Here is a 21,566-nt window from a genome sequence, read left to right on the forward strand (position 1 = left end):
CCGACCGGGATCAGTCGGCGATGTCGATCTCGCGCAGCGACGTGGCCTGGATGGCCCGGCGCACGTTCTCCAGCACGCCGTCCGGCACGGGCGAGTCGACGCTGAGCACGCTGAGCGCGCGGCCGCCGGCCTCCTGGCGGGCGATCTGCATGCCCGCGATGTTGACCTCGGCGTCGCCGAACTCCTTGCCGTAGACCGCGACGATGCCGGGGCGGTCCTCGTACTTCATGACGATGAGGTGGCGGCTGAAGGGCACCTCGACGTCGTAGCCGTCGATCTCGACGAGCTTCTCGATCTGCTTGGTGCCCGTGAGCGTGCCGGAGACCGACACCTGCGTGCCGTCGGAGAGCGCGCCGCGGATGCTGAGCACGTTGCGGTACTCCTCCGAGACGGCGTCCGTGATCAGGCGCACCTCGAGCCCGCGCTGCTCGGCCAGGAGCGGCGCGTTGACGTAGGAGACGTTCTCGCTCACCACGTTCGTGAACACGCCCTTGAGCGCCGCGAGCTTGAGGACGCTGACGTCGTAGCCGGCGAGCTCGCCGCGGACGACGACGTCGATGCTCGTGAGGGCCTCGTGCGCGAGACCCGAGAACACCTGGCCGAGCTTCTCCATCAGCGGGATGCCGGGGCGCACGTACGGGTCGATGACGCCGCCCGCGACGTTCACGGCGTCCGGCACGAGCTCGCCGCCGAGGGCCAGGCGCACGCTCTTGGCGACCGAGACCCCCGCCTTCTCCTGCGCCTCGTCGGTGGAGGCGCCGAGGTGGGGCGTGACGATGATGTTGTCGAGCTCGAGCAGCGGGGATCCCGTGGGCGGCTCGCTCACGAACACGTCGAGGCCGGCGCCCGCGATGCGCTTCGACTTGAGCGCCGTGTAGAGCGCGTCCTCGTCGATGATGCCGCCGCGGCTGGCATTGACGATGCGCAAGGACGGCTTCGCGAGCGCGAACTGCTCCGTGGAGATGAGCCCGGTGGTGTCGGGCGTCTTGGGGATGTGGATCGTGATGAAGTCCGAGACCCGCATGAGCTCGTCGAGCGGGAGCAGCTGCACGCCGAGCTGCTGCGCGCGGGCCGGCGTGACGTAGGGGTCGTAGGCGACGAGCGTGGCGCCGAAGCCCGCGAGGCGCTGGGCGACGAGCGTGCCGATGCGGCCGAGGCCGACGATGCCGATGGTCTTCTCGTAGAGCTCGACGCCCGTGAACGAGGAGCGCTTCCAGAGGCCCTGCTTGAGCGACGCGCTCGCGTCGGGGATGAAGCGGGCGAGCGAGAGGATGTGGCCGATGGCGAGCTCGGCGGCCGAGATGACGTTCGAGGTCGGCGCGTTCACGACCATGACGCCCGCGGTGGTCGCGGCCTTGATGTCGACGTTGTCGAGGCCGACGCCGGCGCGGGCGACGACCTGGAGGCGCGGGGCGGCGGCGATGGCCTCCGCGTCGATCCTCGTGGCGGACCGGACGAGCACGGCGTCCGCATCCGCGAGGGCCGCGAGCAGAGCCGGGCGGTCGGTGCCGTCGACGGATCGGACGTCGAAGTCGGGCCCCAGGGCGTCGACGGTGGCGGGCGAGAGTTCTTCGGCGATCAACACGACGGGCTTCGTCAAGAGGCGGTCCTTCGGGCGGGGGCGGCTGGGACCCTCACATGCTAGTGGCCCCAGAATGGCCGGATGAGCGATGAGACGTGGGCTGCGATCCAGCTCGCCGTGCGGATCCTGCTGGCCCTCGTCTTCGTCGGGATGGGCGTGAACCACTTCGTCCCGAAGGCCGCCAGGGCCATGGCGGCGATCATCCCGCCCTCGTTCCGGCGGCCCGGCGTGCCCTCTCCCCTGGCGCTCGTGCGCATCACGGGCGTGTGCGAGATCGCGGGCGGCGTCGGCCTCCTCGTGGAGCCGGTGCGCCTCGCGGCGGGCATCGCGCTGGCGGTGTTCCTCGTCGCCGTGTTCCCCGCGAACGCGTTCGCGGCCCGGCACCCCGAGCGCTTCGGGCGCATCGCGATCCCGCTGGTCCCGCGCCTCGTCGCCCAGGCGGTGCTGATCGGGCTGGTGCTGTTCGCGGGCTGGCCGCTCTGACGACGCGTCGCTAGAGCAGCGGCAGGAGGGCGGCGAGGCCGACCGTCAGCGCGCTCGCGGCGGCGAGTCCCGCCAGCATGACCAGGACCCGCGCGGCCACGGGGCGGCCGCGCGTCGCGCGCGCCGCGAGGACGAACGCGACGACGGGCACGAGGATCGCGCCGACGAGCGCGGCGAGGGTGCCCGAGCGGAGCGACCCGCCGAACGCCGTCGCGATGTCGCGGAAGGCCGTGTACTGGTCGACGGCCTGCCAGACGAGGATCCCGTGGGCGAGCGCGCCGAGGATCCCCACGACCCAGCCGGCGCGCCTGGGACGGCGGCGGCGCACCCCTGCGGGCGCGGGGATCCCGGCGTCCGCCGGCTCGGCGCTCATCGGACCACCAGCCAGGGCCACGGGAACAGGACCACGGCGCCCGTCGCGAGCACGAGCATGCGTCCGGCGAGGCGCATCCCGCGTCCGGCGGCGACGACGGCGACCAGCCACAGCACGGGCGCGAGCACCGTGAGCGCCTCCGTCGCCTGCGCGACGCCGACCTGGAACGCGGATCCCGCGTTCGACGGGTTGTCGCGCACCACGAAGAACCAGGCGATGGCCTCGAGGATCGCGACGGCGCCGAAGAAGGCGAGCCCCACGACCTCGGGCGACGCCTCGGGCGCGGCCGGGTCGTCGTCGGCGACCAGGCGGGAACGCGGCCCGTCGGGGGCGGACGCGGCGGCGGAGCCGGTGCCGGATCCGGCGGCGGCCCGGCGCGCGGCGGTAGCGCCGAGGGCGGATGCGCGGCCGGTCCCGGTCGTGGCAGCGGCGTCGGGGCGCCGGCGCGGGACCGCGCGCTGCGGCTCGGGCGAGCGGGCGAGGGTGGGATCCCCCTCCTCGCCTGCCCAGGTCAGGGCGTCGTCGTCGGGGGTGGGCATCCCCCGATGGTACGTGCTCGGATCCGCACGCCCGCCGCGGGCCGCGGGCTCCTGGGCACCCGCGGACGCGCGGACGCCCGGTCGCACGAGGCGACCGGGCGTCCGGTGGAGCGGGGGCGTCGGCTAGCGGGCGACCGAGCCGTCCGTGTAGTCGTCGTCGGCCTTGTTCCACGCGAAGAGCTTGCGCAGCTCGCGGCCGGTGGACTCGATCGGGTGCTCCTCGCCCTTCTTGCGGAGCTCGAGGAACTCGGGCGCGCCGGCGTCCTGGTCCTTGATGAAGCGGTCGGCGAACGCGCCGGACTGGATGTCCGCGAGGACGGCCTTCATGTTCTCCTTGACGTCCGGCGAGATGACGCGCGGGCCGGAGACGTAGTCGCCGTACTCGGCCGTGTCGGAGATGCTCCAGCGCTGCTTCGCGATGCCGCCCTCCCACATGAGGTCGACGATGAGCTTCAGCTCGTGCAGCACCTCGAAGTACGCGATCTGCGGCTGGTAGCCCGCCTCGATCAGCGTCTCGAAGCCGTACTGCACCAGCTGCGAGGTGCCGCCGCAGAGCACGGCCTGCTCGCCGAAGAGGTCGGTCTCGGTCTCCTCGGTGAAGGTGGTGCGGATGCCGCCGGCACGCAGGCCGCCGATGCCCTTGGCGTACGACCACGCGAGGTCCCACGCCTTGCCCGACGCGTCGACCTCGACGGCGACGATGACGGGGACGCCGCGGCCGGCCTCGAACTCGCGGCGCACGGTGTGGCCCGGGCCCTTGGGGGCGACGAGGACGACGTCGACGCCCTCGGGCGCCTCGATGTAGCCGAAGCGGATGTTGAAGCCGTGCGCGAAGACGAGCGTCTTGCCCTCGGTGAGGTTGTCGCGGACGCTGTCGGCGTAGAGGCCGCGCTGGTGCTGGTCGGGCGCGAGGATCACGATGACGTCGGCCCATGCGGACGCCTCGGACGGCGTCTTCACGGTGAAGCCCTGCTCCTCGGCCTTGGCGCGGCTCGTCGAGCCCTCCTTGAGGCCGATGACGACCTCGACGCCCGAGTCGCGGAGGTTGAGCGCGTGCGCGTGGCCCTGCGAGCCGTAGCCGATGACGGCCACCTTGCGACCCTGGATGAGCGAGAGGTCGGCGTCCTTGTCGTAGACGATGTCAGTCACGTGGTGGATCTCCTTGTTCTGTCGTCCCCGCGGGTGGTGCGAGGGGCGGTCGTTCCGGGCTGCCGCGCGTGGGCGCGGGGCGAGCGGTCGTGCCGTGCGCGGGGAGCCTAACGGCTGCCCCGCGCGACGGGTCGTGGTTCGTGCCTAGGCGGTGCGGAAGACGCGGTCGGTGATGGACTTGGATCCGCGGCCCATGGCGAGGAGCCCCGACTGCGCGAGCTCCTTGATGCCGAAGGGCTCGAGCACGCGGAGCAGGGCCTGCACCTTCCCCGAGTCGCCGGTGACCTCGATGATCAGCGCGTCGGTGGCCACGTCGACCACGCGGGCGCGGAACAGGTTGACGGCCTCGAGCACCTGCGAGCGGGTGGTGTTGTCGACGCGCACCTTGACGAGCAGGTGCTCGCGCTCGACGGCCTGGCCCGGATCCAGCTCCACGATCTTGATGACGTTGATCAGCTTGTTGAGCTGCTTCGTCACCTGCTCGAGCGGGAGGGCCTCGACGTCCACGACGACCGTGATGCGCGAGAGGCCCTCGATCTCGCTCGCGCCGACGGCGAGCGACTCGATGTTGAAGCCGCGGCGGGCGAACAGCCCCGCGACGCGGGTGAGGAGACCCGGCTTGTCCTCCACGAGGAGGCTCAGGATGTGGCTCACTTCTCGGTCCTCCCGGTCTCCGCGAGGTCGTCGTCCCAGTCGGGCGCGTGGTCGCGGGCGTACTGCACGGCGCTGTTGCTGAGGCCCTGCGGGACCATCGGCCACACCATCGCGTCGCGGCTGACCACGAAGTCGATGACGACGGGCCGGTCGTTGGTGGCGAGCGCCAGGCGGATCGCGTCGTCCACCTCCTCCGGCTTCGTCACGCGGATCCCGAGGGCGCCGTACGCGTCCGCCATCTTCACGAAGTCGGGCACCATGCGGGTGCCGCCCCCCGTGTTGAGGTCGGTGTTCGAGTAGCGGCCCTCGTAGAAGAGGGTCTGCCACTGGCGCACCATGCCGAGCGACGAGTTGTTGATGATCGCGACCTTGATGGGGATGTCGTTGATCGTGCAGGTGGCGAGCTCCTGGTTGGTCATCTGGAAGCAGCCGTCGCCGTCGATCGCCCACACGTCCCGGTCGGGCTGGGCGACCTTGGCGCCCATCGCCGCGGGCACCGAGTAGCCCATGGTGCCGGCGCCGCCGGAGTTGAGCCACGAGTTGGGGCGCTCGTACTTGATGAACTGCGCGGCCCACATCTGGTGCTGGCCGACGCCGGAGGCGAAGACGCCCTCCGGGCCCGTGATCTCGCCGATGCGCTGGATGACGTACTGCGGCGCGAGCTGGCCGTCCGCGGGCGGCGTGTAGCCGAGCGGGAACTCCTCGCGCAGGCCGTCGAGGTAGGTCCACCAGTCGGTGATGTCCTGGCTCAGCTCGGACGCGGCCTTCGCCTCGCGGAACGCGACCACCAGGTCGGCGATGACGTCCTTCGCGTCGCCCACGATCGGGACGTCGGCGATGCGGATCTTGGAGATCTCGGCCGGGTCCACGTCCACGTGGACGACCTTCGCGTGCGGCGCGAACAGCGACGCCTTGCCGGTGACGCGGTCGTCGAAGCGCGCGCCGAGCGACACGAGCAGGTCGGACTCCTGCAGCGCGAGCACCGCGGGGACCGTGCCGTGCATGCCGGGCATGCCGAGCTGCTGCGGGTGCGAGTCCGGGAACGCGCCGCGCGCCATGAGCGTCGTGACGACGGGGGCGCCGACCGCCTCGGCCAGCGCGAGCAGCTCCTCGTGCGCCTTGGCGCGGATCACGCCGCCGCCCACGTAGAGGACGGGCTTCTTCGCCTCGAGGAGCAGCTGCGCGGCGGCCTGGATCTGCTTGCCGTGCGCCTTGACGACGGGGCGGTAGCCGGGCAGGTCGATCTTGGGCGGCCAGTGGAACGGCGCCTCGAGCTGCTGCGCGTCCTTCGTGATGTCGACGAGGACGGGGCCCGGACGGCCCGTGGAGGCGATGTGGTACGCCGACGCGATGGTGGACGGGATGTCCTCGGGCCGCGTGACCAGGAAGCTGTGCTTCGTGATGGGCATCGTGATGCCCACGATGTCGGCCTCCTGGAAGGCGTCGGTGCCCATGAGGGTGGAGAAGACCTGGCCGGTGATCGCGAGCAGCGGGACCGAGTCCATGTACGCATCCGCGATGGCCGTGACGAGGTTGGTGGCGCCGGGGCCGGAGGTCGCGATGCAGACGCCGGTGCGTCCGCTCGAGGACGCGTAGCCCTCGGCGGCGTGTCCGGCGCCCTGCTCGTGGCGGACGAGGATGTGGCGCAGCTTCGTCGAGTCCATGAGCGGGTCGTAGGTGGGGAGGATGGCGCCGCCGGGGAGGCCGAAGATGTCGTCGACCCCGAGGAGCTCGAGGGTGCGGACGACCGCCTCGGCCCCGGTGAGGATCTCGTCGCCCTGGTGGGCGGTCGGCGCCTGCGGCGTGGGGGGCGGGGTGGGCAGAGCTGGCATGGGTGCGCGATTCCTGGGAGAGGGTGCTGGAGGTGAGGAGGGGGTCATCCCGTGATCGCGCCCTCGGCGGCCGAGTGCACGAGCTTGGCGTACTTGGCGAGGACCCCGCGTGTGTAGCGCGGCGGGAGAGGTGCCCACCCCTCACGGCGGGCGGCGAGCTCGGCCTCGTCGACCAGTAGGTCGAGCGTGCGAGCGGCGATGTCGACGCGGATCCGGTCTCCATCGCGCACGAAGGCGACGGGACCTGCGTCCACCGCTTCGGGAGCCATGTGGCCGATGCACAGTCCGGTTGTGCCGCCTGAGAATCGACCGTCCGTCAAGAGTAGTACATCCTTGCCGAGGCCGGCGCCCTTGATGGCGCCCGTGATGGCGAGCATCTCGCGCATCCCGGGGCCGCCCTTCGGGCCCTCGTACCGGATCACGATGACGTCGCCCTTCGAGATGCGGCCCTCGGTGAGCGCGTCCATGGCGGCGCGCTCGCGCTCGAAGACGCGGGCCGGGCCCTCGAACACGTCGAGGTCGAAGCCGGCGGTCTTCACGACCGCGCCCTCGGGGGCGAGCGAGCCGTGCAGGACGCTGATGCCGCCGGTGGCGTGGATGGGGTCGTCCATCTTGCGGAGGACCGTGCCGTCGAGGTCCGCGAGGTCCATCGACTCGAGGTTCTCCCGCATGGTGCGGCCGGTGACGGTCATCACGTCGCCGTGGAGGAGGCCCGCGTCGAGCAGCGCCTTCATGACGACGGGGACGCCGCCGACGCGGTCGACGTCGTTCATGACGAAGCGGCCGAACGGCTTGAGGTCGCCGAGGTGCGGCACGCGGTCGGCGATGCGGTTGAAGTCGGACAGCTGCAGGTCGACCTCGGCCTCGCGCGCGATGGCGAGGAGGTGGAGGACCGCGTTGGTGGATCCGCCGAACGCCATGACCACGGAGATGGCGTTCTCGAACGCCTCCTTGGTCATGATGTCGCGCGCCGTGATGCCCTTCGCGATGAGGTTGACGACGGCCTCGCCGGAGCGGTGCGCGAAGTAGTCGCGGCGGCGGTCGGCGCTTGGCGGGGCGGCGGATCCGGGGAGGCTCATGCCGAGGGCCTCGGCCACGCTCGCCATGGTGTTCGCGGTGTACATGCCGCCGCAGGCGCCCTCGCCCGGGCAGATGGCCTTCTCGATGCGGGTCAGGTCCTCCTGGCTCATCGTGCCGGCCTTGCACGCGCCGACGGCCTCGAAGGCGTCGATGATGGTGACCTCCTTCTCGGTGCCGTCCGAGAGCTTCACCCAGCCGGGCGCGATGGATCCCGCGTAGAGGAACACCGAGGAGAGGTCGAGGCGGGCCGCGGCCATGAGCATGCCGGGCAGCGACTTGTCGCAGCCCGCCAGGAGCACGGATCCGTCGAGGCGCTCGGCCATCATCACGGTCTCGACGCTGTCGGCGATGACCTCGCGCGAGACGAGCGAGAAGTGCATGCCCTCGTGGCCCATGGCGATGCCGTCGCTGACGGAGATGGTGCCGAACTGGAGCGGGTAGCCGCCGCCCGCGTGGACGCCCTCCTTGGCGCCCTGCGCGAGCCGGTCGAGGCTGAGGTTGCACGGGGTGACCTCGTTCCACGAGCTGGCGACGCCGATCTGGGGCTTCTCCCAGTCCTCGTCGCCCATCCCGACGGCGCGGAGCATGCCCCGCGAGGAGGTGGCCTCGATCCCGTCGGTGACGTCGCGGCTCCGGGGCTTCATGTCGATCTCAGGCATGGCATGAGTTTACGTCCTGGCGTGGAGCAGTCCCGGCGCCTGGGGGCGCCAGCCGGAGGGCCCGGGTCAGCCGATGCCCGGGGGCAGGCGGCCAGCGTCCGCGTCGCCGTCGGGACCCTCGTGGCCCGGGTCGGCGGGCGTGGGAGCCGCCACGGGCGAGACCGCGTCGCGCGGACCGGCACCGCCCGCCACGTGGCCGGCCTCCTCGGCGGCGATGTTCTCGGCGGACCCGACGGGGAGCGTCGACGCGTCCACGTCCTCGGCCGCGCCGAGCTCGTCGTGCGCCCGGTCGATCGCCTCCTCCAGCTCGTCGACGAGGAGGTCCTCGCGGAGGAAGTGACGGAGGCGGTAGCCCGCGCGCCCGACCATGTGCGCCGAGATCGGCGCCGTCAGCATCTGGAAGAGGAGGACGGGCACGAGCATCACCGCCGTGCTGAGGCTCTGCGACTGGAGGGCGAGGGCCAGCAGCACGAGGATCACGCCGAGGATCTGCGGCTTGGTCGCCGCGTGCATGCGGGCGAGCGGATCCGGGAAGCGGAGGAGGCCCACGCCCGCCGCGACGGAGAGCACGCCGCCGAGGACGAGGAGCACGAGGCTCACGACGTCGAGGGCGTCGGCCAGCGGGCCGGACACGAGGATGTCGTTCACGAGGGGTCCTGCTTCGAGACGTAGCGGGCGACGGCGACCGTGGCGAGGAACGCGGTCATGGCGAGCACGAGCATCACGGGCACCGTGCGGGTGTGGCCGTTGTAGATCATCTCGGCGCCGAGCACGCAGATGAGCGTGGTGAGCAGCACGTCGGACGCGATGATCCGGTCGAGGATGCTCGGGCCGCGCACGATGCGCACGAGCGCCATCGCCGCGGTCGAGAAGAAGAGGGCGCCGACGACGACCCAGCCGACCTGCATGACGATGCTCATGCGAGCTCCTCCCCCGTGGTGGTGATGAGGCCCGCCTCGAGGTCGCGGTCGCGCACCAGCTCGTGCGCGCGCTGCTTCCGCGTCTGCAGCAGCGGCTCGCGGCCGGACTCGCGCCGCTCGCGGTTGACGCGCCAGACGTCGTCCGGGGTGCCGAGCGTGTACACGATGCGGCTCTCGACCTGGAGGGTGCGCATACGCACGTGCTCGACGTCCTCGCGGGTCTCGGTGCCGAGCGCGTGCAGGTAGAGGATGGACCGCTCGCGGTCGGCCTCCACGACGATGGATCCCGGCACGAGGGAGACGACCTCGGCCGTCAGCGTCATGACGAAGTCGCTCCGCGTGTGCAGGTGGACGGCGATGACGGAGTTGGTGGGCACGCGGCGCCAGTCGAAGGCGAGCGCGGCCACCTGGAACGACGCGCGGACGAGGTCCGCCGCGAAGTGCCCGAGCAGGATGAACGCCCAGCGGATGTCGAAGCGCCCCGACAGCTCGACGGGCGGCAGGTAGAACACCCGCGTCACCAGGAGCGCGAGCACGACGCCCGAGAGCACCGAGATGACCGTGACGTGCCCCCAGAGCAGCAGCCAGAGGATCACCAGCCAGACGAGCAGGGGCAGCTGGACGAGGAGCGACAGGCGCTCGGCGCGCGCCCGGGCGCGGTGCGGGCTCACTCGATGCCTCCCGGGAAGACGGTGTCGACGTAGCCCTGCTCGCCCGAGCCGACGCCGGAGCCCGGGCCGGTGAGGCTCTCGCCCGCGCGCTCCGCGAGGGCGTAGACGGGACCCGCGAACACCGTGAGCGCGACGCTCACGGCGACCATGCCCATGGTGGCGCCCGTCATGAGGACTGGGGTCTTGCGCACCGTCTGCACGCCCTCGCCGCCCGGGCGCTCGGAGAGCTGGTCGAGCAGCGGCGACTCGTAGTCCTCGACCTCGTCCGCGTCGCGCCAGAACGCCATGTTCCAGACTCGGGCGAGGGCGTAGAGGGTGAGGAGGCTCGTGGCGGCGCCGGCCGCGATGATCACGTAGGTCAGCCAACCGCCGACCTCGGCGCCCGAGTCGAACAGAGCGACCTTGCCGATGAAGCCCGAGAACGGCGGGATGCCGCCGAGGTTGAGCGCGGGGATGAAGAACAGGATCGCCATGAGCGGCGCCGCCTTGAGCAGGCCGCCCAGCCGGTTGATCGACGTGCTGCCGCCCGTGCGCTCGATGAGGCCGGACGCGAGGAACAGGGTGGTCTGCACGACGATGTGGTGGATCACGTAGTAGATGGTCGCGGTCATGCCCGCCACGGTGTTGAGCGCGATGCCGAAGATCATGTAGCCGATGTGGCTGACGAGCGTGAACGACAGCAGCCGCTTGATGTCCGCCTGGGCCACGGCGCCGAGGATCCCGACCACCATGGTCAGCCCCGCGACCACCATGAGCGCGGTGGAGAGCTGGTCGGTCGGGAACATGACCGTCTCGGTGCGGAGGATGGCGTACACGCCGACCTTGGTGAGGAGGCCCGCGAACACCGCGGTCACGGGCGCGGGCGCGGTCGGGTAGGAGTCCGGCAGCCAGAACGACAGCGGGAACACGGCCGCCTTGATGCCGAACGCGACGAGCAGCATGACGTGCAGGATCAGCTGCACGTCCGGGGGTATCTCCGCCAGCCGCACCGAGATCTGCGCGATGTTCACCGTGCCGAGGGCGCCGTAGATCATGGCGATCGAGGCGAGGAACAGCACGGACGAGACGAGGCTGACCACGATGTAGGTGACGCCGGCACGGATCCGGGCCTCCGTGCCGCCCAGCGTGAGCAGCACGTAGCTCGCCACGAGCAGGATCTCGAACCCGACGTAGAGGTTGAAGAGGTCGCCCGCCACGAAGGCGTTGAACACGCCCGCCGCGAGGATCAGGTAGGTCGGGTTGTAGATGGAGACGGGGGTCTCGCCGTCGCCGTCCTCGAGTCCCTGGCCGATCGAGAACATGAGGACCGCGAGCAGCACGATCGACGAGATCACGAGCATCAGCGCCGAGAGCCGGTCGACCACGAGCACGATGCCGAACGGCGCCGCCCACCCGCCGACCTGCACCGACTGGCCGCCCTGCTGGTCCACCAGCACGAGGAGCACGCCGCTGATCACCACGACGACGAGGAGCGCGAGCACCGACACGGCGACCTGCAGGCGGCGCTGACGCGCGGCGACGAGGGCGGCCGCGGCGCCGAGCAGGGGCACGAGCACGACGAGCGGCACGAGGGCCTGGAACACGGTCATCGTCCCTCGCCCCCGTCCTTCTCGGCGCGCTTCGTGCGGAAGTCGCGGTGGTCGTCGTCGTCGGCGGAGTCGTCGATGGCCTCCTCCAGGTCGGATCTGTTGTCGCGGAGCTTCCGGGCGGAGGCGATCGCGGCCTCGGCGTTGGTGCCGAACTCGGTGTCGTCGTCGTCGGGGACCGTGGGCTCCTCGCCCAGGCCCGTGCGCGGGCCGCGCAGCGCGAGATCGTCGGCGTCGTCGGTGACCACGTCGGCGTTGGCGAGCCGCCACGAGCGGTAGATGAGCGCCATGAGGAACGCCGAGACGCCGAAGGTGATCACCACGGCCGTGAGCATGAGCGCCTGCGGCAGCGGGTCGGCGTACTCCGACGGATCCACCGACTCGTCGTAGATGGGGGCGAGGCCCACCCGCCCAGACATGATGAGGATGAGGACGTTGGTCGCGTTGCCCACCAGCAGGAAGCCGAGGAGCACGCGCGTCATGCTGCGCTCGAGCATGAGGTAGATGCCCGTCGCGTACATGGCGGCCATGATCACGATGAGGGTGACGGAGACGCTCACACGCTCACCCCCTGCTCGGTCTCCATGCCGTCCGCTCCCTGCTCGACCGTCCGGTCGCTCTCCTCCTGACGGTCGACCTCCGCGCCGAGGCTGCGGAGGACGTCGAGCGTGAGGCCGACGACCACGAGGTACACGCCCACGTCGAAGAAGGTGCTCGTGACGAACTCGACGTGGCCGAGGAAGGGGACCTCCGTGTCGATCCACGTGGAGGTCAGCGCGTCGGCGCCGAAGAGGAGGGGGACGGCGGCGGTGCCGACCGTGAAGACGAGGCCCGTGCCGAGCACGCGTCCCGCGTCGACCGGCGCCGCGGCGCCCAGCTCGTAGCGACCGCCCGCGAGGTAGCGCGCGACGAGGGCCATACCGGCGAGGAGCCCGCCCGCGAAGCCGCCGCCCGGGAGGTTGTGCCCGGAGAAGAGCAGGTACACGGACACGACGATGAGGCTGTGGAAGAGGAGCCGGACGACGACCTCGAGGAGGATCGACCGGTTCTGCGGCGCGAGCGTGCGCCCGGCGAGGAGCCACGGGCTGCGCTCGGTGCGCCCTGCGTCCTTGACCGCGAGGCGGGCGTCGGACCGCGGGCCCTCGGTGCCGCTCTCCATCTCCAGGTCCTCCCCGAGCCCCGGGTCGCGACGGCCCGACAGGCGCGCGATGAGGCTGCGGCGCGACGGCGCGGTGAGGCGGGGCAGGGAGTCGGTGCGGCGGTTGAGGAAGATGAGGCTCGCCACGCCGGTCGCCGCGACGATCAGGACGGCGATCTCGCCCATGGTGTCCCAGCCGCGGAGGTCGACGAGGGTCACGTTGACGACGTTGCTGCCGTGGCCCTGCTCGTACGCGAGGCGCGGGAACTCGAGGGAGATGGGATCCGCGACCCGGGCCCCGAGCGCCACCACCGCGACCGTGGACATGAGCGCGGCGACGGCGATGCCGATGCCCGCGCGCCAGATCGGGTGCACCGAGCGGTTCCGCTCCCCCAGCCGCACGGGCAGGCGGCGGAGCACGAGGACGAACGCGACCAGCGTGATCGTCTCGATGAGCACCTGCGTGAGCGCGAGGTCGGGGGCGCCGTGCAGGGCGAACAGCGCGGCCATGCCGTAGCCGGTGACGCCGACGAGCACGACGGCCTGGAAGCGCTTGCCGGCGCGGGCCGCGGCGATGGCGGCGACGACCATCACGATGCCGATGACGGGCTGCGCCGGGTGGTCGAAGGGCACGGCCGAGGTCGGCCAGGAGCGGTTGAGCGCGAGCGCGGAGCCCACGGATCCGATGAGCACCAGCAGGATCACGCCGAGGTAGAAGGGCAGCGATCCGCGCTGCGTCGTGGCGGTGGTGCGCGCGGCGACCCGGTCGATGAGGCGCATCGAGGCCCAGTAGATGCGGGCCGCGTCGATCCACGACGGCACGCGCGACTGCAGCGCGAAGACCCCGTCGCGGAGGCGGAACATCGCGAGACCCACGACGAGCGTGCCCGCCGAGATGAACAGCGCCGGCTCCAACCCGTGCCAGAGCGCGAGGTGGTACGTGTGGTCGGGCTCCCCGGAGGCCCCGGAGCTCACGGCCGGGAGCGTGTCCGCGTAGCCGGCGATCCAGCCGTCGACGGACGACGCGAGGAAGCCGAGCACGAGGCCGGTGGCGGCGAGCACGGCGGGCGGCACCAGGAAGTCGAGGTGCTCGTGCACGGGCTGGACCTCGTCCACGCCGCGCTTGCGGGCGAACGCACCCCACATGAAGCGGGCGCTGTAGGCGACCGTGAGGCAGGATCCGACCGAGACGCCGACGAGCGCGACCCAGCCGAGGCCGCCGCCGAGCTCGGCGTCGAGGAGGAGCGCCGAGAGCACGGCCTCCTTCGCCACGAACCCGAGGAAGGGCGGTAGCCCGGCCATGGAGGCGAGGGCGAGCGCGGTGATCACCGCGAGCACCGGCGCCTTGCGGCCGAGACCGCTGATCTTGCGGAGGTCGCGCGTGCCTGCCCGGTGGTCGACGACGCCGACGACCAGGAACAGGGTCGCCTTGAACAGCGCGTGCGCGAGGAGCAGCGCGACGCCCGCCAGCGCGGCGTCGCGCGTGCCGTACCCGACGACCACGGTGAGGAAGCCGAGCTGGCTGACCGTGCCGTAGGCGAGGACGAGCTTCAGGTCCATCTGCTTGAGCGCGCGCCAGCCGCCGACGAGCATCGTCGCCACTCCCAGCGAGACGAGCAGCACGCGCCAGCCGGGCACGTCGGCGTAGCCCGGCGCGAGGCGGGCGATGAGGTAGATGCCCGCCTTCACCATCGCGGCGGCGTGCAGGTAGGCGCTCACCGGCGTCGGCGCGGCCATCGCGGCGGGCAGCCAGAAGTGGAAGGGGACGAGGGCCGACTTCGAGAGCGCGCCCAGGAGGATCAGCACGATCGCGATGGGGATCAGCGAGCCGCCAGGCGGATCCGCCACCAGCGCGGCGAGGCTCGTCGTGCCTCCGGTGACCGAGAGGATCACGAGGCCCACGAGCATCGCGAGCCCGCCCGCCGTGGTGACGAGGAGCGCCTGCAGCGCGGCGCCGCGACTGGCCTTCTTGCCCGTGTAGTGGCCGATGAGGAGGTAGGAGAGGACGCTCGTCGCCTCCCAGAAGGTGAAGAGCACGAACACGTCGTCGGCGAGCACGAGGCCGTACATGACGCCCGCGAACGCGACGAGGAGGCCGGCGAAGCGCCCCAGCCCCTCCTCCGAGCTCCGGAAGTAGCGCGCGCAGTAGAGGAGCACGAGGGCCCCGACGCCCGTGACCACGAGCGCGAGCAGCCAGGACAGCGCGTCCATCCGCATGTCGAGCGTGATGCCGAGCGAGGGGATCCACTCGACGCGCTCGACGACCTCGCCGTCCGGGAGCACCGTCGGGGCCTGCGCGATCGTGTAGGCGAAGGCGGCGGCCGGCACGAGGGCGGCGACGAGGAACGCGCGGACGCCCATCACGCGGGCGAGCAGCGGGATGCCGACGGAGGCCAGCAGGAACACCGAGAGGAGGACGATCACGTGCGGTCTCCTCTCACGAGTCGGCTATCTCCCCAGAGTACCTGAGCCCTGCCTGAGAGACCGGGACGCGCAGGTCAGTCCGGCTGCACGGCGGGTTCGGCGCGGAGGTCCGCGAGCACCTGCAGCACGCGCGCGACGTCGTGCGGGCCGTCGACGCGGAAGTCCGCGGCCGTGGCCCCCGTGCCGCTCTTCAGCCCGAGGTCGCCGGCCTGGAGCGCGGCGAACGCGTCCTCGTCGGTGACGTCGTCGCCCGCGTAGAAGACGGCCGTCGCCTCGGCGTACCGCCTGAGGTGCTCGACGGCCTCGCCCTTGGTGGCGTGCCGGACGCTGAACTCCAGCACGTCCTTGCCGGAGCGCACCTTGAGGCCCTCGACCTCCGCGTGCGCCTCCTGCGTGGCGACGAGGTGGGCGATCCTGCTGTGCTTCTCGGTCGCGAGGCGCGTGTGGAGGGCGAAGCCCGCGGGCTTCTCCTCGATCCACACCTCGTCGAGGGAGTCGGCGACCTGGCCGAGCACGTCGGAGAGCACGCCGCGCTGGGCGAGCTCGCCCTCGTCCAGCGTGAGCTCGATGTCGTCGCTGTCGAGGCGGATCTCCACCCCGTGGGATCCCACGAGCAGCACCTCGTCGGGCAGGTCGGCCACGGCCTCGAGGCTCCGCAGGGCACGGCCCGAGACCAGCGCGACGCGGGTCTCCGGGAGCGCCAGGAGCGCCAGCACCGCGGCGCGCGCCTCGGGGACGGCGCGGGCCTTCTCGGGGTCGTCGACCTCCGGGGCGAGCGTGCCGTCGAAGTCGAGCGCGACCAGGAGGCGGGGCGTCCGCGCGAGCTCCGTGAGGGCCTCGAACAGTCGTCCCGGGAATCCGCGGCCGCCCGTGGCCTGGATGTCGGTGGTGAGCTCGACCACGGTCGCTACCAGCCCTCGTCGAGAGCCGGCTCGACGACCTCTTCGTCGGGGCCCTCGTGGATCGAGGCGGCGTGCGTGCGCCCGAGGTCGGCGAGGAAGGAGCTCGACCACGCCGCGACGTCGTTCTCGAACACGCGCTTGCGGAGCGACCGCATGCGCTTGCGCTGCTCGGCCTTCGGCATCTCGATGGCGCGGAGGATCGCCTCCTTGAGACCCTCGATGTCGTGCGGGTTCACGAGGAGCGCGGCCTTCAGCTCGTCCGCGGCGCCCGCGAACTCGCTCAGCACCAGGACGCCCTCGTTCGAGTGCTTGGTGGCCACGTACTCCTTGGCGACGAGGTTCATCCCGTCGCGGAGGGCGGTGACGAGCATGACGTCCGCCGCGAGGCACAGCGCCACCATCTCCTCCTTCGGGTACCCGTGGTGCAGGTAGCTGATGGCGGTGTGGCTGATGGATCCGTAGTCGCCGTTGATCCGGCCGACCGTGAGCTCGATCTCGTCGCGCAGCTGCCGGTACGTCTCGACGCGCTCGCGGCTGGGGCTCGCGACCTGCACGAGCGTCGCGTCCTCGACCGAGACGCGGCCCTCGGCGAGGAGCTCGCCGAACGCCTTGAGGCGGTGGCCGATGCCCTTCGTGTAGTCGAGCCGGTCGACGCCCAGGAGGATCGTCCTCGGGTCGCCGAGGTCAGCGCGGATCTGGCGGGCGCGCTCCTGGATGGCCGGGTCCTTGGCCATCTCCTCGTAGCTGCGCGCGTCGATGGAGATCGGGTAGTGCTTGGCGACGACCTGGCGGGTTCGCAGCTCCCGCACCGGCTTCGACGGCTTGGTGCCGGGGACGGTGAGCGGGACGCCGCCGCGCACGGGCACGTCCACCGTGGATCCGCGGGTCGTGTACCCGAAGAGCCGCCGGACCGCGCGGGTGAAGTTGCCGGCGTCGGCCACGCGCTGGAAGCCGATCACGTCCGCCCCGAGCAGGCCCTCGATGATCTGCGTGCGCCACGGCAGCTGCGAGTAGATGCCGTAGGGCGGGAACGGGATGTGGTTGAAGAAGCCGATGGTGAGGTCCGGCCGCTGCTCGCGGAGCATCTTCGGCACGAGCTGCAGCTGGTAGTCCTGCACCCAGACGGTGGCGCCGGGAGCCGCGGCCTTCGCGGCCGCGTCGGCGAAGCGCTGGTTGACGGTGACGTAGGTGTCCCACCACTCCCGGTGGTAGCTCGGCTGCGCGATGACGTCGTGGTAGAGCGGCCAGAGGGTGTCGTTGGAGAAGCCCTCGTAGTACTCGGCGAGGTCCTGCTCGGAGAGCGTGACGGGGATGATCGAGATGCCGTCGTCGACGAAGGGCTCGACGTCGTGGTCGGCGATGCCCGGCCAGCCGACCCACGCGCCCTCGTTGGCGCGCATCACCGGCTCGAGCGCCGTGACCAGGCCGCCCGGCGAGTGCCGCCAGGAGGTGGTGCCGTCGGCGGCGACGACGCGGTCGACCGGGAGGCGGTTGGAGACGACGACGAGGTCGTAGGCGCCGGGCTCGACGTGGTCGCCGTCGTGCGCGTCGGCCGTGGTGGGCTCGGTCGCGGAGGGCGTGGATGAGGGTGGCGGAGTCACGGTTCCCGTCTCGGTTGCGCAGAGCTCTGTGGTACCTGCTCGATGGGTCGAGGCTACCAGCCCGACCGCGGCGTGACCGGGGGTCGCGGGTCGATCGGCGTCACATCCGGAGCACCGCGCGGGCCGCGTCGTGCAGCGCGTCGCCGTAGGACGGGCCGTGCGAGGCGGCGTGCACGGCGAGCGGATGGAGCTGGTGCAGGCTCACGCGGGTGCGCCATCCCGCGGCGAGGGATCCGGTGTCGGCGTAGGCGCCGAGCAGGTCGTCGAGGCCGGGGCAGCCGAAGAGCGCGAGCATGGCCAGGTCGGTCTCGCGGTGGCCGCCGTGCGCGGCCGGGTCGATGAGCACCGCGCCGGCGTCCGTCCACTGCACGTTGCCGGACCAGAGGTCGCCGTGGATCCGCGCGGGCGGCGCGCCGTCGTCGAACCGGCCGTCGGCCGCGACGGCGCACGCGCGCTCGACGTCGGCCGCCTGGCCCGCGGTCGCGTTGCCCGCGTCGACCGCCCGGCGGAGGTAGGGCAGGACGCGCTCGCGGGCGTACCAGGCGCCCCAGCCCTCGTCCGCGCCGCCCGATCCCGCTCCCCCCGGGTCACGGACCGACAGCGGCTGGCGCCCGATGAACGCCGGCCCGTCGAGGCCCGCGGGCGGGGATCCGAAGGCGGGAGCGCCGGCGTCGTGGGTGACGGCGAGGGCCGCGCCGAGCGCGCGGGCCGCCTCCCGGGTGGGCCGGGCGGTCGCGAGGCGCTCGAGGTCGATCCGGCCGGGCGCCACGTCGAGCACCCGCACCACGCGCGCTCCCCCGTCGGGCTCCGCCTCCCGGAGCCACGCGAGCCCGGCCGCCTCCGCCTCGAAGAAGCCGGACGGCGCCTCGGGCCGCTCCTTGCGGAAGGCCTCCCCGCCGCCGTGCCCGCCGGATCCCGCAGCCGCCATGTCCGCTCCCTCGCCTCGCGGGCGGCGCGCGGCCGCCCTCCCGTCCGATCCAGCATGCCGCCCGCCGCTGTCCGCGTCGCGCACCCGACACGCGCCGGACGGCCCGCGTACCCCGGGGGCCCAGCGGCGGCGGGTACGCTCGCCGACGTGATCCGAGTAGGCATGAGCACGACCTGCGTGTACCCCCAGCCCGTCGAGAACGCCTTCGTCATGGCGAAGCGCGCCGGCTTCGACGGCGTCGAGATCATGGTGACGAACGACGAGGTCACCCAGGACGCCGCCGCCCTCCGCGCCATGTCGGAGAAGCACGGGCTGCCGATCCTCTCCATCCACGCGCCCGTCCTGCTGCTCACGCACTTCGTGTGGGGCCGCGACCCCAAGGTGAAGCTGGAGCGATCGGCGGAGCTCGCCCGCGCGGTCGGTGCTCCCGCCGTCGTCGTGCACCCGCCGTTCCGCTGGCAGGCCGGCTACGCGGAGTCGTTCCTCGAGATCGTGCGCTCCATCCAGACGGAGACGGGCGTGGAGATCGCGGTCGAGAACATGTTCCCGTGGCAGGTCGCGGGTCGCAGCATGAAGGCGTACGCGCCCGGCTGGGATCCGCGCGACATGGACTGCGACGCCACCACCCTCGACTTCTCCCACGCCTCGCTCTCCGGCCAGGACGCGCTCGAGATGGCCAAGGCCCTCGGCCCGCGCCTGCGCCACGTGCACCTGTGCGACGGATCCGGCTCGCAGGACGACGGCCGCATCCTCGACGAGCACCTGCTGCCCGGTCGCGGCACGCAACCCGTCGCCGAGACGCTCCGCTGGCTCGCCGAGCAGGGCTGGCAGGGCGGCGTGGTCGCCGAGGTGAACACGCGCAAGGCCAAGACCGAGGAGCAGCGCCTCGCGATGCTCATCGAGACCCGCGAGTTCGCGCAGCGCCAGCTCCGGCTGGACACCGCGCCCGAGAGGACGCCCGTGGCGCCGCCCGTGGTGTCCGGGTACCAGCGGCTCCGCACCGCGCTCCGCCGCGACAGGTGATCCGCGGGGCGTCCCCATCGGATGCCCGCGCCGCCGGCCCGGGGCGCGTCCGACACGCCCACCCGAGCTCTTCGGGACTGTCGCGCAGCCGCGCGGGGTTGGATGTGTCAGGGGATCGTCCCCGCACATGATCGACGCCGCGCGTGGCCCCGCCCGCCCGACGTCGGGACCGGAGACACCATGAGCACCACCGTGCACCTCGAGATCCAGGTCGACGAGAGCCGTCTGTCCGACGTCGCCGACGTCCTCGCCGAGACGCTGCAGGCCACCCGCGCCTTCGCGGGCAACGAGGGCCTCGACGTCCTCGTCGACGACGCCGACCCCGCGCGCATGGTCGTCGTGGAGCACTGGGCGTCGACCGCCGACCACGACGCGTACGTCGCCTGGCGCGCCACGCCCGAGGGCGCCGCCCGCCTCGGTGAGGTGCTGGCCGCGCCGCCCGTCACCCGCGTGTTCAGCGGGCGCATCGCGCTCGCGCTGTAGCTGCGCGCACCGCACGACGACGACGGCCGCCCGGCGACCGGGCGGCCGTCGTCGTCTCGCCGGCGGATCCCGGTCAGCGCCCGCTGAGGTCGTAGGGGCGCTGGTGCGGATCCACCGTGGCGAGGTAGCCGCCGTCCGCGAGCGCGGACGGGACGGCGATCGTGCCGCGCACCGTCGCCGTCGTGCCCGCGACGTCGATCTCGAGGACGGATCCCGTGCCCGCCCGGGACAGGAACAGCTCGGATCCGTCGTCGGACGCGGCGAGGAAGCGCGCCGCGGATCCGGCGCCCGGCGACTGCCCGAGCGCCGGCAGCCGCACGGTCGTCACGGCGCCGTCGTACAGGCCCGAGCGCCCGCGGGCGACGAGGGACAGCGTGTCCGTGCCGCCCGCGGTCACGACGGCGGCCGCGTACCCGGGCGTGACGACCGCGCGCGTCGACGCGCCCGATCCGAGCGCCACGCTCGCGACGCCCGCGCCGTGCATCGACGACGACGTGAGCAGCGTGGGCGCGCCCGGCCCCGTGCCGGTCTGCGTCCCCACGGCCGTCTCGCCGTCCGGCGCCAGGCGCGGCCGGTAGCTCTGCACGGCGGGCTCGGGGTAGGGACGCGTGACGGGAGCGCCGAACCCGTCGCGGGTGATCGGCATGGTCTCGATCCCGTCGTGCAGCGTGGAGCCGATCGCGGTGCCGTGCGCGTCCGCCACGGGCCCGTGCGGATACGCGCCCAGCGGGGTCGTCGCGACGGGCGTCGGCGCGGTGTCGCCGCGGAGGATGGCCGCCACGTCGTACGCGTCGAAGCGGCCGCCCGCGCTCACGACGAGCCGGAGCGGCGACCCGACGAGGAACGTCTCCATCTCCTCGGTGCCGCGCTCCCCCGTCGTGGCGAGCGTGACCTCGCTCGTGCGGATCGTCGCGGTGCTCGCCATCCGCCTGCGGGTGTCGACCACCGTGACCTGCTGCGTGGTGGATCCGTCGATGTCCGAGCCGACCGCGACGAACCGGTGCCCGGGGTCGTCCGCGATCCAGCCCGCCCGGGTCCACGCGCCCGCGACGGCCGGGATCGGCGTGGAGGAGGCGATGCGCGGGACGCCGGAGGAGGCGATGTCGACGACGTCTAGGCGCGGTCCGGACTCGTCGACGAAGGCCACGCGGCCGTGGCCCATCTGGATCACGCCCGCATGAGTGCCGAGCACCGCGCCGGGCAGCGCGCCGGTGATGCGCCCGGTGGCCGCGTCCACCACGGAGACGGCGTGCGCGGACGGGTCGGCGACGAGCAGCCAGCGCGCACGCGGTGCCGCGTCGGCCGCGGGGGCGGGGGCCGCGAGGGATCCCGCGACGAGGCCGAGGGACGCGAGGCCGACGGCGAGGAGGGAGGGGATGCGCATGGTGCCCGCTTTCTGAGAATGGTTCTCAGGAGGTTACGGGTGCCGCGCCGGGCCGCGGGCGCGCTGTCCACGGTCCCGCCCCCGCGCCCGGCCGATGGCGACCGCCCCACGGCGACCGCCCGACGCGGGACGGTCGCCGTGGACCGATCCCCGGG

General features: G+C 72.5%; 20 protein-coding genes. 3 read left to right on the forward strand and 17 right to left on the reverse strand.

What is annotated here, in order from left to right; genetic code table 11:
* Positions 1-10 precede the first annotated feature (10 nt).
* Complete coding sequence (gene serA / locus BFL37_RS03340) at positions 11-1,600, reverse strand: phosphoglycerate dehydrogenase (protein ID WP_086513744.1); 1,590 nt, start codon at positions 1,598-1,600, stop codon at positions 11-13.
* Positions 1,601-1,663: 63 nt separating this feature from the next.
* Between serA and BFL37_RS03345 the strand changes: the two genes are divergently transcribed.
* The gene (locus BFL37_RS03345; protein WP_086513745.1) at positions 1,664-2,065 is read left to right on the forward strand and encodes a DoxX family protein; all 402 of its coding nucleotides are present in this window, start codon (positions 1,664-1,666) and stop codon (positions 2,063-2,065) included.
* Positions 2,066-2,075: 10 nt separating this feature from the next.
* On the opposite strand, the gene BFL37_RS03350 is transcribed toward BFL37_RS03345, so the two are convergent.
* From BFL37_RS03350 to BFL37_RS03420, 15 genes are all read right to left on the reverse strand, one after another.
* Entirely contained in the window at positions 2,076-2,438 is a 363-nt protein-coding gene (locus tag BFL37_RS03350) for a hypothetical protein (RefSeq protein WP_086513746.1), read from the reverse strand.
* A complete protein-coding gene (locus BFL37_RS03355; RefSeq protein WP_086513747.1) occupies positions 2,435-2,977 on the reverse strand; it encodes a hypothetical protein in 543 nt (180 codons plus the stop codon). Before BFL37_RS03355 ends, BFL37_RS03350 begins: the two co-directional genes overlap by 4 nt.
* Positions 2,978-3,100: 123 nt before the next feature.
* On the reverse strand, positions 3,101-4,126 hold the full coding sequence (gene ilvC, locus BFL37_RS03360; RefSeq protein ID WP_086513748.1) for a ketol-acid reductoisomerase: 1,026 nt from the start codon (positions 4,124-4,126) through the stop codon (positions 3,101-3,103).
* A 144-nt stretch (positions 4,127-4,270) separates the two neighbouring features.
* Complete coding sequence (ilvN, locus tag BFL37_RS03365) at positions 4,271-4,780, reverse strand: acetolactate synthase small subunit (protein ID WP_012037781.1); 510 nt, start codon at positions 4,778-4,780, stop codon at positions 4,271-4,273.
* Positions 4,777-6,612: an acetolactate synthase large subunit gene (locus BFL37_RS03370; protein WP_241533830.1), complete on the reverse strand. Its 1,836-nt coding sequence runs from the start codon at positions 6,610-6,612 to the stop codon at positions 4,777-4,779. Before BFL37_RS03370 ends, ilvN begins: the two co-directional genes overlap by 4 nt.
* Before the next feature lie 44 nt (positions 6,613-6,656).
* Positions 6,657-8,351 carry a dihydroxy-acid dehydratase gene (gene ilvD, locus BFL37_RS03375; RefSeq protein WP_086513749.1) on the reverse strand — a complete coding sequence of 565 codons (1,695 nt, stop codon included), beginning with the start codon at positions 8,349-8,351 and terminating at the stop codon, positions 6,657-6,659.
* A 66-nt stretch (positions 8,352-8,417) separates the two neighbouring features.
* Positions 8,418-8,999 carry a monovalent cation/H(+) antiporter subunit G gene (mnhG, locus tag BFL37_RS03380; protein ID WP_086513750.1) on the reverse strand — a complete coding sequence of 194 codons (582 nt, stop codon included), beginning with the start codon at positions 8,997-8,999 and terminating at the stop codon, positions 8,418-8,420.
* Positions 8,996-9,271, reverse strand: a complete 276-nt coding sequence (locus tag BFL37_RS03385) for a monovalent cation/H+ antiporter complex subunit F (protein WP_086513751.1) — start codon at positions 9,269-9,271, stop codon at positions 8,996-8,998. The genes mnhG and BFL37_RS03385 overlap by 4 nt, the downstream gene beginning before the upstream one ends.
* Positions 9,268-9,942, reverse strand: a complete 675-nt coding sequence (locus BFL37_RS03390) for a Na+/H+ antiporter subunit E (protein WP_086513752.1) — start codon at positions 9,940-9,942, stop codon at positions 9,268-9,270. The genes BFL37_RS03385 and BFL37_RS03390 overlap by 4 nt, the downstream gene beginning before the upstream one ends.
* Complete coding sequence (locus BFL37_RS03395) at positions 9,939-11,531, reverse strand: Na+/H+ antiporter subunit D (RefSeq protein WP_086513753.1); 1,593 nt, start codon at positions 11,529-11,531, stop codon at positions 9,939-9,941. The genes BFL37_RS03390 and BFL37_RS03395 overlap by 4 nt, the downstream gene beginning before the upstream one ends.
* Positions 11,528-12,088, reverse strand: a complete 561-nt coding sequence (locus tag BFL37_RS03400) for a Na(+)/H(+) antiporter subunit C (RefSeq protein ID WP_086513754.1) — start codon at positions 12,086-12,088, stop codon at positions 11,528-11,530. Before BFL37_RS03400 ends, BFL37_RS03395 begins: the two co-directional genes overlap by 4 nt.
* A complete protein-coding gene (locus BFL37_RS03405) occupies positions 12,085-15,090 on the reverse strand; it encodes a Na+/H+ antiporter subunit A (protein ID WP_086513755.1) in 3,006 nt (1,001 codons plus the stop codon). Before BFL37_RS03405 ends, BFL37_RS03400 begins: the two co-directional genes overlap by 4 nt.
* A gap of 74 nt (positions 15,091-15,164) precedes the next feature.
* Positions 15,165-15,992 (reverse strand): trehalose-phosphatase, encoded by an 828-nt coding sequence (gene otsB, locus BFL37_RS03410; RefSeq protein ID WP_086513756.1) that lies wholly within the window; start codon positions 15,990-15,992, stop codon positions 15,165-15,167.
* Positions 15,993-15,997: 5 nt separating this feature from the next.
* On the reverse strand, positions 15,998-17,593 hold the full coding sequence (locus BFL37_RS03415; RefSeq protein ID WP_086513757.1) for an alpha,alpha-trehalose-phosphate synthase (UDP-forming): 1,596 nt from the start codon (positions 17,591-17,593) through the stop codon (positions 15,998-16,000).
* Positions 17,594-17,693: 100 nt separating this feature from the next.
* On the reverse strand, positions 17,694-18,521 hold the full coding sequence (locus BFL37_RS03420) for a fructosamine kinase family protein (protein WP_086513758.1): 828 nt from the start codon (positions 18,519-18,521) through the stop codon (positions 17,694-17,696).
* A 147-nt stretch (positions 18,522-18,668) separates the two neighbouring features.
* Here BFL37_RS03420 and BFL37_RS03425 point away from each other — a divergent pair, with 147 nt between their 5' ends.
* Positions 18,669-19,544 carry a sugar phosphate isomerase/epimerase family protein gene (locus BFL37_RS03425; protein ID WP_086513759.1) on the forward strand — a complete coding sequence of 292 codons (876 nt, stop codon included), beginning with the start codon at positions 18,669-18,671 and terminating at the stop codon, positions 19,542-19,544.
* Between the two features lie 180 nt (positions 19,545-19,724).
* Positions 19,725-20,027, forward strand: a complete 303-nt coding sequence (locus tag BFL37_RS03430) for a putative quinol monooxygenase (protein ID WP_086513760.1) — start codon at positions 19,725-19,727, stop codon at positions 20,025-20,027.
* Between the two features lie 73 nt (positions 20,028-20,100).
* Here the strand turns inward: BFL37_RS03430 and BFL37_RS03435 are convergent, their stop codons facing one another.
* Positions 20,101-21,411, reverse strand: coding sequence for a hypothetical protein (locus BFL37_RS03435; RefSeq protein ID WP_086513761.1), 1,311 nt, complete (start codon positions 21,409-21,411; stop codon positions 20,101-20,103).
* Positions 21,412-21,566 lie beyond the last annotated feature (155 nt).

Source organism: Clavibacter michiganensis, from assembly GCF_002151125.1.
Classification (GTDB): Bacteria; Actinomycetota; Actinomycetes; order Actinomycetales; family Microbacteriaceae; genus Clavibacter; species Clavibacter michiganensis_C.

What these genes read in the sequence shown, in the direction of transcription:
- BFL37_RS03435 (WP_086513761.1), bottom strand. Translation starts at nt 21,411, where the DNA reads ATGCGCATCCCCTCCCTCCTCGCCGTCGGCCTCGCGTCCCTCGGCCTC.
- BFL37_RS03370 (WP_241533830.1), bottom strand. Translation starts at nt 6,612, where the DNA reads ATGCCAGCTCTGCCCACCCCGCCCCCCACGCCGCAGGCGCCGACCGCC.
- BFL37_RS03355 (WP_086513747.1), bottom strand. Translation starts at nt 2,977, where the DNA reads ATGCCCACCCCCGACGACGACGCCCTGACCTGGGCAGGCGAGGAGGGG.
- BFL37_RS03385 (WP_086513751.1), bottom strand. Translation starts at nt 9,271, where the DNA reads ATGAGCATCGTCATGCAGGTCGGCTGGGTCGTCGTCGGCGCCCTCTTC.
- BFL37_RS03395 (WP_086513753.1), bottom strand. Translation starts at nt 11,531, where the DNA reads ATGACCGTGTTCCAGGCCCTCGTGCCGCTCGTCGTGCTCGTGCCCCTG.
- ilvD (WP_086513749.1), bottom strand. Translation starts at nt 8,351, where the DNA reads ATGCCTGAGATCGACATGAAGCCCCGGAGCCGCGACGTCACCGACGGG.
- BFL37_RS03345 (WP_086513745.1), top strand. Translation starts at nt 1,664, where the DNA reads ATGAGCGATGAGACGTGGGCTGCGATCCAGCTCGCCGTGCGGATCCTG.
- BFL37_RS03430 (WP_086513760.1), top strand. Translation starts at nt 19,725, where the DNA reads ATGAGCACCACCGTGCACCTCGAGATCCAGGTCGACGAGAGCCGTCTG.
- BFL37_RS03350 (WP_086513746.1), bottom strand. Translation starts at nt 2,438, where the DNA reads ATGAGCGCCGAGCCGGCGGACGCCGGGATCCCCGCGCCCGCAGGGGTG.
- BFL37_RS03420 (WP_086513758.1), bottom strand. Translation starts at nt 18,521, where the DNA reads ATGGCGGCTGCGGGATCCGGCGGGCACGGCGGCGGGGAGGCCTTCCGC.